We start from the raw sequence: 12,923 nt of genomic DNA on the forward strand, positions 1-12,923 counted from the left end.
ATAATGTGCGTTTAAGAAAGGAAATAACAATGGATATTATATACAATATTTGTTTCATAACTCGAAAAAGATCCAACGAAGTCGAAGTGTTGATGCTATTTCGCCGAAAGGATCCCAATCGGCATAAATGGAATGGCATAGGCGGGAAAATAGAAAAAGGTGAAACCATCGATGAATCGATGGAACGCGAAATTCTTGAAGAAACTGGATTGAAAGTAAGGGGGATGAGCTTTCGAGGAATCGTGACATGGAATGAAACAGGTGGAATGTATGTTTACAGAGCTGAAGATGAAGGGGGAGGGCTATCTGCCTGTGATGAAGGGGAACTTGCCTGGAAGCCATTTCAATGGGTTATGGAGGCAAGTGAAGTTGTGTCCAACATAAAGTATTACCTGAGCGATATATTACAGGATGAACCACCACAAGAATTTGCATGTACCTATGAAAATGAACAATTAATATCAGTCAAAAAGAAGCCTCTGCATGATATGGCAAAAGAATTGACTTTCAATTGAAAACCGCCCATTTGCGGTTTTTTTGCCTTTTTGATTCCTGAGCCAAAGCGGCGGGGGAATATTCGGAATATTGATATATTTATGATTTAAGCAAGACTTTGAAATTATATATTGTGAGGATAAAATGAAATGCCATCTAATTAATTTGCTCATAAAGACGGGGCTTGTAAAAGGAAATCCGGAAATGGTATTGCCAGTAAGATCGTTTCGTACCCATATGAGCACACACAAAAATAGCTGCAGATTCCTGTAGCTATCAGACTGTAGACAAACTCGATGAAAATCGAGTTTGTCTATTTTTATGGCTTGTACAATTTGGACGTTGATTTCCACTCCAGGCACTCGCTTTCCGCGGGCGGTCGGGGAGCCTCCTCGGCTTTCGCCTGCGGGGTCTCCCCTAGACGCGCTTTTCCCGCAGGAGTCTCGTACCTTCCGTTCCAATCAACTTTGTCTTACCTTTTAGATAGAACACTTTTGCCTGGAGTCATTTTTGTTTTAAAATAGAAGTATTAAAACTTGAGGTGATGAGGATGCTTTCTAAACATGATTCTATTCAGCGAGATCAACTTGAAATGATTACTTTAGATCAACTGGTGCCACCGAACCATTTGGTTCGTAAAATGGAGGCTGCCATTGACTTCACTTTCATTTATGACTTGGTGAAAGATATGTATTCAGAGTTAGGACGCCCAAGTATTGATCCAGTTATTTTAGACTTTCATTCAATATACCTTCGGTATTCGTTCCATGGGTAAAACGATTGAAGAAGTTGAAACCAATATGGCTTACCGTTGATTCTTAGGCTATGGTTTCCATGATACCTCCTACTCCACGTTCGGGAAAAATTATGAGCGACGCTTTAAAGATACAGACCTGTTTGAACAGATTTTCTATCGCATTTTAATGACAGCTGCTAATAAAAAGTTAATAAGTGCTGAACACGTTTTCGTGGATTCCACACATGTGAAAGCCAGTGCGAATAAACGGAAATTTGAAAAGAAAATCGTTCGTAAAGAAACACGAGCGTATCAAGGACGTCTTCAAGAAGAAATCAATCAAGATCGTGAAAACCATGGAAAAAAGCCTTTTCCACCAGATAAATTTGATAAAGAAGAGACCAAAGAGATTAAAGAAAGTATAACGGATTCTGAGAGTGGCTACTATGTGTTAAAGATGAACGAACAAAACAGTTTGCCTATTCATTCCAAGCGGCAGCGACCGCAACGGTTTTGCATTGGGAATGATTGTAACACCTGGAAATACACATGACAGTCCAGATCTTAGAGCCACTAGTTGAACAAGTGATTGAGAAAGTTGGAAAACCGTAAGCCGTTGCCGCAGATGCAGCTTATAAAACACCAGCGATTACAAGCTACCTATTTAACAAAGAAATCATACCGGCTTTAACTTATACACGTCCTCGCACCAAAGAAGGATTTTTCCGCAAACAGGACTATATATACGATGAACATTTTGATTGTTACCTTTGCCCTTCGGGCGAAACTTTAAAGTACTCAACAACAAATAAAGAGGGCTATTGCGAGTACAAATCGCCAAAACAAATTTGTACAACATGCTCATTTTTATCTCGGTGTACAGAAAGCAAAGACTGTTAAAAAGTGGTGACATGGCATATCTGGCAAACACATGTGGAAGAAGCAGATCATCTGCGTCATCATCAAGATGTAAAACCTATATATGCAAAACGTAAAGAAACGGTTGAACGTGTATTCGCAGATGCAAAAGAAAAGCATGGTATGCGTTGGACTACTTTAAGGGGACTTAAATTGTCAATGAAGGCGATGCTTACTTTCGCTGCCATTAATTTAAAGAAGATGGCCAATTGGACATGGCGTGGTCCAAAAATGGCCTAACATGTGGGCTCGTAGAGCCGCAATCTTTTAACTTTAGGCGAAAATTCAAAGGGGATTTCAAAAGGGGTTCAGAATGTTTTAATTCCGAACCCCTTTTGTCTACAAAATGATAGCTGCAGATTCCTGCAGCTATTTTGTATTGCCTTTTTCTTTTGCTTCAGCCTCGGCAAGCTTTTTCAGCAAGACTGGTGTAGGCATATGCATGATTTGCTCTAAAGGCAAGTTTAGTGACTTGGATAACTTTAATGCAGTTTCCGGTGATATTTGCAATGGTTTCATGGCACTTTCTCCTATCGATATGTAATAACTAGTTCCAGTGTAGCCCCTGTTCAACAATTATTCAATCCTTACTTGACTCTTTCTCCACAAAACGAATTCCAAACGATTTATTCGTTTTGAAGTTAATGTAGAAATGACTCAGGCCATTTTACCTTGACAAAAGAATCGTGTGGAGTCCGGAATGAAATATAAATAGTCAAAATGAATCGTTTTTTTTGAGGGTAACCTAACTTAATTTCAATTAAACAGGTATAAAGAATCACATTTTATTGTTGGGTATAATGGATTAGCTATGTCGCGATTTTCAAAATCCGGGGAGTGGGATATGGGGCAGTGAACAGGTGAAACTTCAGGTTAATATATCGATTTAACGGAATATGTTTTAAAGCTGATCAATATTTTAGAGAGGCAATCGAACCCCAGGTCGAGGGAGTTGTTGATGCCTTTTATCAAAATTCTGCAGGTTCCTGAATTGAAAGGGATTATAACGGTGCACAGGACAGTGGGAAGATTGAGAAAGACGTTAATTACTCATATGTTATCTTTATTCAATGGTGTGATTGACGATGATTTTGTTAAATTGCGGACAAAGGTGGCGAAGACTCATTATTGTATTGGCTTACAGCCCCGGTGGTATTCACCCGGTTTTCAAAATGCAAAGAATCGTCTTTGAACAAACCAAGAATGAAGATGAGCAGCGGGCTTTAATATCAGCGATAGGATAGATACTCAATCTCGAACAGCAATTAGTGAAAAGGTTTCGAGGCATGACTTACAAATGAATTGTAGAATGGAAAATAGGCCCTTGCATACGGGCCTATCTTCACATGGTAATGCACATGTTCTTATAACCATTTTACTTTAGGTTCAGTTTTATCGATAATCCGCTTGATGTTTGCGCGATGCCGGTAAAAAATGAAGATCGTTATTAAACTGATTACAATAATGAGCGGCAAATCTTTAATATGAAAAACTAAACTGTAGATGAGAGCAAGTAAACAAGCAATCATGGATGAAAGCGAGACATATTTGGATATGTATAAGGATATAAAGAAAATGATGACGGCAAAGACAAAAAACCATGGTTCATAAGCAAGAATGACACCAGCAGAAGTTGCCACGGCTTTTCCGCCCCGAAAGTTTGCAAAAATGGGAAACATATGACCGACTACCGCAATAACTCCGGCTAGCAATAAATGCATTTCCACGCCTAGCATATACGGCAGATAAGTTGCTAGGGTACCCTTAAGTATATCCATGATAGTAACGGTTAGTCCTGCCTTGACACCAAGTGTCCTGAAGGTATTTGTCCCGCCTAGATTTTTACTGCCATGCTCCCGGATGTCGATTTTGTAAAATGTTTTACCGATTATTAAACCGGACGGAATCGAACCGATCAGGTAGGCAGCCAGTATAGTGATAAATGTAAGCATTCTATTACCCTTTCTTTAAGAAAAATCTTCTTTTTTTATCACGTTTAAGGAAGATTGTTCCCTTTTTCAAAAATAAACGTGTAGAAATAGCTAAAAACAGCCCTGAAATACCTGTTAAGCTTCTCTTATTGTAACATTTTCGTGACAAAATGGTACGGCTGTCCAAAAAAAATCCACTAAAAAAATGAATTTTCCTTGATGGACCTACATCTTTTGATATACGTTAAGTTCATGAACGGTAAAAGGTTTAGACTTCCTTATTTTCGTAAATATATAATGAACGATGCCTCCTTGTATAAATTGTTACAATACGTGGTAGTCTGTATGAACATAAGAAAGTTAAGTGAGTCATGCCTTTTCTAAACTTATTCTTTCTTGTATAATGATTTTTCTTAATAATGGTAATAAACAGCTTTTCTCTGTAAAATACCTTTGTTAGGAATACTCTTTAATCAAATATTACATTTTATTATAAAAGGGGATTGAAAAGAATGATAGAAAATCCAAGCAGGGAAGAAATGGGAAAGATGTTGAAAAAATCGAAGCGCATCGCTGTCGTCGGTTTATCTGATAACCCTGAGCGCACTTCTTATATGGTATCGAAGGCCATGCAGGATAGCGGATACGAAATCATCCCGGTAAACCCTGCTGTAGCTGAAGTGCTGGGTGTAAAGGCAGTAAAAGCCCTGAAAGATATTGAAGGGCACGTCGATATCGTCAATGTTTTCCGCCGTTCAGAGTTCCTTCCGGAGATAGCCAAGGAATTTGCAGAAATCGATGCAGATATCTTTTGGGCGCAGCTAGGAGTGGAAAATGAAGAAGCCTATAATTTCTTGAAAGAAAAAGGACATACTGTCATCATGAATCGATGTATAAAAGTCGAACACGCCCTTACTAAGTAAAATGAAGAGCGGAACTTCCGCTCTTTTTTTAAGGTATAGCTTTATTTCTGGAGAAAAACTGAAAGGCAGCCATAGCGGGCATTGAGCGGTCGGGCAAAATTAAGCCATTAAAGCTTAATTTGATTTAAATATAAAAGTATATTTGCCAAATGAAAATTTACCGCTACAATTAGAATGGTAGCAATGATACGTTTTGTTCCACACAAATGTGCTAACGCTAATAAAAAGGACAAAAAAATAGAACACTTGTTCTTTGTTCATGAAAGTATTATACTTGTTATAATGATAATAACGTATTAATGGATTTGTTAAGCTAGTGAGTCATTTCATTGCAGTATGATTTGGCCCGGAAATTGTGTTTAGTAAGGAAAGGGGAATTTCTGTGGCAAAGAAAGTAAAAACAATCGAGTACAATGATGATGCAATTCAGGTACTGGAAGGACTCGAAGCGGTCAGAAAACGTCCCGGTATGTATATCGGCAGTACTGATGCACGCGGACTTCATCATTTAGTGTACGAGATTGTAGATAACTCCGTAGATGAGGCTTTAGCTGGATATGGAGACCAAATTAGTGTGAAAATACATAAAGATAACAGTGTAAGTGTATCCGATAAAGGGCGTGGAATGCCTATTGGCATGCATAAATTAGGTAAACCGACGCCTGAGGTCATTTTAACGATTCTTCATGCTGGAGGTAAATTTGGACAAGGCGGATATAAAACGAGTGGAGGCCTTCATGGAGTCGGTGCTTCGGTCGTTAACGCGTTGTCTGAATGGCTTGTCGTGACAATCAAGAGGGACGGGTTCATATACGAACAACGTTTTTTCAATGGCGGAAAGCCAGAAACCACACTGGAGAAAATCGGCAAAACAAATCAAGCTGGGACCAAAATCCACTTCAAGCCTGATCCTAAAATATTTTCGGTGACGACTTTTAATTATGAGATCCTGTGTGAGCGCCTTCGCGAATCAGCTTTTCTTTTAAAAGGCATGAAGATAGAATTGACGGATGAGCGTAACGACCATAATGAAATTTTTCACTATGAAAATGGCATTGAAGCGTTTGTTGATTATTTAAATGAAGAGAAAGAGACACTCCATAGTGTAGTCAGCTTAGAAGGGGAACAAAATGGGATCGAAGTCGAACTTGCCTTTCAATTCAACGATGGTTATTCAGAAAATATTCTAAGCTTCGTGAATAACGTTCGTACAAAAGATGGAGGCACCCATGAGATTGGTGCAAAAACGGCCATGACACGGGCATTCAATGATTATGCCAGAAAAATGGGGCTATTAAAGGAAAAAGATAAAAACCTCGAAGGTACCGATATACGTGAAGGCTTGTCTTCAATCATTTCAGTGCGCATCCCTGAAGAACTTCTTCAATTCGAAGGACAAACCAAAAGCAAACTTGGAACCAGCGAAGCCCGTTCTGCAGTCGATTCCATCGTATCAGAGCACCTAGCCTACTTTTTTGAAGAAGATCCGACCACAAGTACCCTATTGGTTAAAAAAGCGATTAAAGCGTTCCAGGCAAGGGAAGCGGCACGCAAAGCCCGTGAAGACGCAAGAAGCGGGAAGAAACGGAAAAAATCCGATGCCATCCTTTCCGGGAAATTAACACCGGCCCAATCGAAAAATCCCGAACGAAATGAATTGTATCTTGTAGAAGGTGACTCTGCTGGGGGATCCGCTAAACAAGGGCGGGATCGCCGTTTCCAAGCAGTTCTACCTTTGCGGGGTAAAGTTATCAATACGGAAAAGGCAAAACTGGCGGATATTTTTAAAAACGAGGAAATAAATACGATCATCCATGCCATCGGCGGAGGTGTCGGAGCGGAGTTCAATACGCCGGACACTAACTATGATAAAGTGATCATCATGACTGATGCCGATACGGATGGGGCCCATATCCAAGTGCTGCTGCTGACTTTCTTTTACCGATATATGAAGCCGTTAATAGAGTCAGGAAAGGTTTACATTGCCTTGCCCCCTTTATATAAAGTGAGCAAAGGGACAGGGAAGAAAGAAGTCATTGAATATGCTTGGAGCGATGAGGAGCTCCAGGGAGCGATAGACAAGGTGGGGAAAGGCTATATGATTCAGCGCTATAAAGGGCTGGGTGAGATGAATGCCGATCAATTATGGGACACCACCATGAACCCGGAAACAAGGACGTTGATACGTGTGAAGATCGATGATGGAGCACGTGCAGAAAGACGTGTGACAACTTTGATGGGAGATAAGGTTGAACCGCGTCGTAAGTGGATTGAAGCCAATGTCGCTTTTGGTCTCGAAGAGGAATCGAATATTTTAGATAATGAAAATATGTCGATTGAAGAGGAGGTCATTAACGATGGTATTTGAAGAAACGTTTCGGGATTTGCCGCTTGAAGAGGTAATTGGTGACCGCTTCGGCCGTTATAGTAAATATATTATCCAAGATCGGGCACTTCCTGATGCAAGGGACGGCTTAAAACCGGTGCAGCGCAGGATATTGTATGCGATGCATGTCGAAGGAAACACTCAGGAAAAAGGATTCAGGAAATCCGCAAAAACGGTCGGTAATGTAATCGGTAACTATCACCCTCACGGAGATTCATCCGTTTATGAGGCAATGGTTCGGATGAGCCAAGACTGGAAGCTGCGGAAGGTCATGGTCCAAATGCACGGAAACAATGGTAGCATTGATGGTGATCCGCCTGCTGCGATGCGGTATACGGAAGCGAGGCTTTCATCGATTGCCTCCGAGATGCTTAGGGATATTGAAAAAAGGACGGTCGATTTTGTACCGAACTTTGATGATACTTCTGAAGAGCCCATTGTTTTGCCTGCAATGTTCCCTAACCTGCTTGTAAACGGCTCTACAGGAATTTCAGCCGGCTATGCCACTGAAATCCCGCCACATCAACTAGGTGAAGTCATTGATGCTGCCATTATGCGAATCGATAAGCCGGAAGCGACAGTCGCTGATTTAATGACTGTCATTAAAGGGCCGGATTTTCCTACTGGCGGTATCATTCAAGGAATTGAGGGCATTCGTAAGGCTTATGAAACAGGTAAAGGGAAAATAATCATTCGCGGTTTGGCGGAAGTGGAAACGATTCGGGGCGGCAAACAGCAAATCGTCATCACTGAAATCCCATATGAAGTCAATAAAGCAAACCTTGTTAAGAAAATGGATGAATTCCGTCTAGACCGGAAAGTGGAAGGTATCGCCGAAGTAAGGGATGAGACCGACCGTACAGGACTGCGCATTGTCATCGAACTGAAAAAAGAAGCAGATGCAAATGGAGTCCTGCATTATTTATATAAAAATTCCGATCTCCAAATTGCCTACAATTTCAATATGGTTGCAATTTATAAAAAGCGGCCAACATTGATGAGCCTGCCTAAAATGCTCGATGCTTATATCGAACACCGTAAAGAGGTAATCGTGAACCGTTCACGTTATGAGCTGCAAAAGGCACATGACAGGGCACATATCGTCGATGGATTAGTGAAAGCTTTATCCATATTAGATGAAGTCATCGCTGTCATCCGGGCATCCAAAGACAAACGGAACGCTAAAGATAACCTCATAGCTAAATTTGCTTTTACAGAAGCGCAAGCTGAAGCCATTGTCTCCTTGCAGTTATATAGGCTGACAAATACGGATATTACAGCACTTGAAGCAGAGGCAGCGGAATTGAAGGACAAAATTGAAGAATTGACAAAGATTCTTGGCAGTGAAAAGGTTCTTCTTCAAGTTATTAAAAAAGAACTTCGATTCATTAAAAAGGGCTTTGATGACGGACGGCGTTCCAAAATCGAAAAAGAAATTGAAGAAATCAAAATAAATCTTGAAGTCTTGATTGCGAGTGAAGACGTAATGGTTACCGTGACGAAAGAAGGCTATGTCAAACGGACATCGTTACGATCTTATGCAGCGTCAGGAGGGCTTGATTTTGGCATGAAGGATTCCGATCGCCTGCTCCAGAGGCTGGAGATGAATACAACAGATGTCCTGTTGCTGTTCACGTCCAAAGGGAACTACCTCTATTGTCCAGTTCATCAGCTTCCTGATATTCGCTGGAAGGAAACCGGTCAGCATATCGCTAACATCATTCCAATCGACAGGGAAGAGCAAATCATAAAAGCGATTCCAATCAAAGATTTTACCATGCCGGAATTCTTAGTTTTCATCACGAAAAATGGTATGGTGAAAAAGACAGAATTAGCTTCCTATAAAGCTCAGCGTCATTCAAAACCGCTGGTTGGTGTCAATTTAAAAGGTGACGATGAACTGGTCGATGTCCATCATACGAATGGACAGGCTGACCTTTTCCTAGTCACTCATAATGGCTATGGTTTATGGTTTGATGAAGAAGAAGTAAGTGTTGTCGGTGTCCGGGCAGCAGGAGTCAAAGGGATTAACTTGAAAGAAAATGACTATGTCATTGGCGGAAAGGTTTTGGCCAAGGATAGTAAAGAATCGATCTTTATCGTTACACAGCGCGGGGCCATTAAGAAAATGAAATTAACCGAGTTTGAAAAAACGAGCCGGGCAAAACGCGGTGTCGTGGTCTTGAGGGAATTGAAATCGAATCCTCATAGGGTCATTGGTTTCGATATCATTAACAAAACCGACAGTCTATTCATTCTTTCCGAAAAGGGAACCATTGAAACGATTCATGCCGCTTCATTAAAAAATCATGATCGATATACGAATGGATCATTTGTTTTTGATGAAACGGTTAGTGGAAAAGCGAAAGAATTATGGAAAATATCATTGGAAGATGACACCGCCATAGAGCAGTGAATCATTTTTTTGAACGGGATGCTGACCTTGATCAGCATCCCGTTTTATTTTCCTGAAAATGATCAGTATATCCACAGGCCAGCACTATAGTTGGGTCTTTGAAAGCAAGTTCTTAATTCAAAAATGAGTTATTGAGTCAAATTTAAATCCTAGAATTATGAACCTGGAATTATTAAAAACGCAGCAAATAATTCAATTTTGAATTTTAGCATTAACTGAATCAACGTATCAAAACGATTTATTTTTGGCACACTCCTTGCATGTTGTTAGTATGACTTCTTTATTTTTGAATGAAGAAAGGGGAGGACAAATGGATAGACCTTGGATAAAGCATATCCCGTCCGGAAATCCAATAGAGATTAATATTCCTGAAATTTCATTAACAGAACTATTTTTTCAATCAGTCGAACAGTATTCGGATAATACAGCGGTAACGTTCATGGAGAAAAGGTATACATATTCAGAGTTGGGGAAGTTAGTGAAAAAATGTGCCCGCTTGCTTGCTGATGAAGGGATTGGAAAGGGAGATCGTGTGGCTATCATGCTTCCTAATTGTCCCCAATATCCAATTGGTTTTTTTGGAACTCTTTTGAATGGAGCCATTGTTGTCCAAATCAATCCAATGTATAAGGCGAACGAATTAATGCATGTCCTGAAAGATTCAGGTGCAAGGTACATCATTGTACTCGACGATTTATTGCCCATAGTTGAAGCTGTCATAGCTGAAACCGATGTTGAAAAGGTGTTGAGCGTGTCGCTGGAAAAGGGCAAATGTGAAATGACAAAAAAACTGCTATCTGTTACAGAGGCGGATTTCACTGTGGAGATTGAACCTGCTAGAGATGTCGCCGTCCTCCAATATACTGGAGGAACGACAGGGCGTTCTAAAGGCGCGATGCTAACCCATCGTAATATCGTAGCCAATACGCTGCAAAGTGCAGCCACTTCAAGAATCAATACTCAAAAGGGGAAGGAAAGGGTGCTGGGCGTTTCCCCATTATTTCATGTTTACGGCATGACTTCAGGGATGAACCTGACGTTTTATAATGGCGGGGAATTAATTCTTGTATCCCGATTTCAGGTAACGGAGATCGTTGATATTATCACTAATCTTAAACCGACTATTTTTCCAGGGGTACCGACGATGTATATTGCTTTATTACAATATTACCAGTCCCATCCATTTGATTTGCATACATTGACATCTTGCGTTTCGGGTTCGTCACCATTGCCATTGAATGTATTGTCAAGGTTCAGCGAACTTAGTGGAACAAAGATTGCTGAGGGCTATGGATTGTCCGAGGCGTCACCAGTCACGCACCGGAATCCAGTCAGCGGCCTGCAAAAACCAGGAAGTATTGGGATTCCGATACAAAATACGGATGCCGCCATAATTGACAGCATTACAGGAGAGCCAGCCCTCTTGGTTGATACACCAGGTGAATTGGTCATAAAGGGTCCACAGGTGATGAAAGGTTATTGGGGCATGCCTGAAGAGACGAAGAAGACGATTCAAAACGGATGGCTGCATACCGGTGATATGGCCAAGATGGATGAAGATGGCTTCTTTTACATTGTGGGACGGAAGAAAGAGATGATCATCGCAGGCGGATTCAATATTTATCCAATTGAAATTGAAGATATACTATACAGCCACCCTAAGGTACTTGAAGCTGCCGTCTTTGGCGTTCCCGATCAATATCGCGGTGAAACGGTACATGCAGCGGTAGTTCTAAAACCAAGTGAAAGAATAACTGAAAACGAATTGAAGGATTATTGCCGAAAGCAGCTCGCTGCCTTCAAGGTCCCAAAAGCAATCACATTTGAAAGTGAACTTCCGAAGACGGCGGTCGGTAAAATTTTAAAACGCAAGCTTCAAGAAAAACATATCGCTCATTCGAACTAAATATGTAAGCGTTAACAACCAATTCGCAGATAAAGGGGAATGCAAATGGACTTTCGCTTAGATGAAGACATCCTGCTACTTAAAGAAAATATACGCCAGTTTATCGAGGAACAAATCGATCCATTTTCCATGCAGATAGAGGATGAAGATCATATCCCGGAATCCATCATAAATTTATCGAAGGAAATCGGGCTATTCGGACTTAGTATCCCGGAAAGGTATGGCGGACTCGGAATCGGGATGGTGGGAAAATGTGCTTTATATGAGGAAATCGGTAAAACACATAATGGATATACCACTCTGATTGGGGCCCACACCGGTATAGGGACGGTAGGGATAGTTGAAATGGGCAATGAAATGCAAAAGGAAAAATATCTACCAGATATGGCAAGCGGTAATAGAATTGGCGCTTTTGCTTTAACTGAGCCTGCAGCGGGGTCCCATGCTACGAATCTCAAAATGACGGCGGTCAAAAATGGCGATAAATATATTTTAAATGGTACCAAGCATTATATAACGAATGCAGATGTAGCAGATATTTTTACAGTTATGGCCGTTACGGACAAAGATAAAGGGGCGAAAGGGATCACCTCATTCATAGTAGAAAAGGATTTTCCGGGTTTTAGAGTTGGTAGCCTGGAAAGGAAGATGGGTCTTCGAGGCTCACATTCGGCCGAATTATTTTTTGAAGATTGCGAGGTTCCTGCTGAAAATGTACTGGGGGACGTCGGCCAAGGGTATGTAAATGCCTTGAAAATCCTTGCAAATGGCCGGGCAGGCCTTGCTGCCCGTAATTTGGGGTCCTGTCAATATCTGCTCGATCTTTCTACCAAATATGCCACAGAACGTGAACAATTCAATGTCCCGATCATTGATCATCAAGCCGTATCCCATATGATTGCCGAGATGGCAATGGAAATAGAAGCACTTCGCTCATTCACATACAGGGTCGCATGGATGGTCGATCAGAAAGAAAAAATCATTAAAGAAGCGGCCATGCTTAAGTTGTATGGTTCGGAAGTATATAATCGTATCGCTGATAAGGCCGTACAGATTCATGGCGGGATGGGATACATGAAGGATTATCCAGTTGAACGTTTTTATCGGGATGCCCGAATCACCAGAATATATGAAGGCACGTCTGAAATCCAAAAGAATATCATTACCGGGCAATTAAAGAGAAAATATCAAAACTAGTTTAATTGGAAAGCG

Annotated in this window: 9 protein-coding genes and 1 pseudogene; 8 read left to right on the forward strand and 2 right to left on the reverse strand. The window is 40.9% G+C overall.

What is annotated here, in order from left to right:
• Positions 1 to 29: 29 nt before the first annotated feature.
• Positions 30 to 515, forward strand: coding sequence for an NUDIX hydrolase (locus AC0VX1_RS11545; protein ID WP_475471313.1), 486 nt, complete (start codon positions 30 to 32; stop codon positions 513 to 515).
• A gap of 530 nt (positions 516 to 1,045) precedes the next feature.
• Positions 1,046 to 2,389, forward strand: a pseudogene (locus AC0VX1_RS11550) (IS1182 family transposase).
• A 129-nt stretch (positions 2,390 to 2,518) separates the two neighbouring features.
• On the opposite strand, the gene AC0VX1_RS11555 reads toward AC0VX1_RS11550, so the two are convergent.
• Positions 2,519 to 2,668: a YycC family protein gene (locus tag AC0VX1_RS11555; RefSeq protein ID WP_082609358.1), complete on the reverse strand. Its 150-nt coding sequence runs from the start codon at positions 2,666 to 2,668 to the stop codon at positions 2,519 to 2,521.
• A gap of 361 nt (positions 2,669 to 3,029) precedes the next feature.
• Here AC0VX1_RS11555 and AC0VX1_RS11560 point away from each other — a divergent pair, with 361 nt between their 5' ends.
• Entirely contained in the window at positions 3,030 to 3,341 is a 312-nt protein-coding gene (locus tag AC0VX1_RS11560; RefSeq protein WP_475471756.1) for a protoglobin domain-containing protein, read from the forward strand.
• A gap of 172 nt (positions 3,342 to 3,513) precedes the next feature.
• Here AC0VX1_RS11560 and plsY read toward each other — a convergent pair whose 3' ends face one another.
• Positions 3,514 to 4,101 carry a glycerol-3-phosphate 1-O-acyltransferase PlsY gene (gene plsY, locus AC0VX1_RS11565; RefSeq protein WP_034312400.1) on the reverse strand — a complete coding sequence of 196 codons (588 nt, stop codon included), beginning with the start codon at positions 4,099 to 4,101 and terminating at the stop codon, positions 3,514 to 3,516.
• A 491-nt stretch (positions 4,102 to 4,592) separates the two neighbouring features.
• Here plsY and AC0VX1_RS11570 point away from each other — a divergent pair, with 491 nt between their 5' ends.
• The 5 genes from AC0VX1_RS11570 to AC0VX1_RS11590 all read left to right on the forward strand — a co-directional run bounded on the left by AC0VX1_RS11570 (position 4,593) and on the right by AC0VX1_RS11590 (position 12,908).
• A complete protein-coding gene (locus AC0VX1_RS11570) occupies positions 4,593 to 5,003 on the forward strand; it encodes a CoA-binding protein (protein WP_063576383.1) in 411 nt (136 codons plus the stop codon).
• A 382-nt stretch (positions 5,004 to 5,385) separates the two neighbouring features.
• Positions 5,386 to 7,371: a DNA topoisomerase IV subunit B gene (gene parE, locus AC0VX1_RS11575; protein WP_048678600.1), complete on the forward strand. Its 1,986-nt coding sequence runs from the start codon at positions 5,386 to 5,388 to the stop codon at positions 7,369 to 7,371.
• Complete coding sequence (parC, locus tag AC0VX1_RS11580) at positions 7,361 to 9,805, forward strand: DNA topoisomerase IV subunit A (protein ID WP_098185317.1); 2,445 nt, start codon at positions 7,361 to 7,363, stop codon at positions 9,803 to 9,805. Before parE ends, parC begins: the two co-directional genes overlap by 11 nt.
• Positions 9,806 to 10,115: 310 nt before the next feature.
• Complete coding sequence (locus AC0VX1_RS11585; RefSeq protein WP_475471317.1) at positions 10,116 to 11,711, forward strand: long-chain-fatty-acid--CoA ligase; 1,596 nt, start codon at positions 10,116 to 10,118, stop codon at positions 11,709 to 11,711.
• Positions 11,712 to 11,756: 45 nt separating this feature from the next.
• Positions 11,757 to 12,908 (forward strand): acyl-CoA dehydrogenase family protein, encoded by a 1,152-nt coding sequence (locus AC0VX1_RS11590; protein ID WP_034312386.1) that lies wholly within the window; start codon positions 11,757 to 11,759, stop codon positions 12,906 to 12,908.
• Positions 12,909 to 12,923: the final 15 nt, after the last annotated feature.

The organism is Peribacillus sp. QJM3NY_7 (assembly GCF_056173225.1).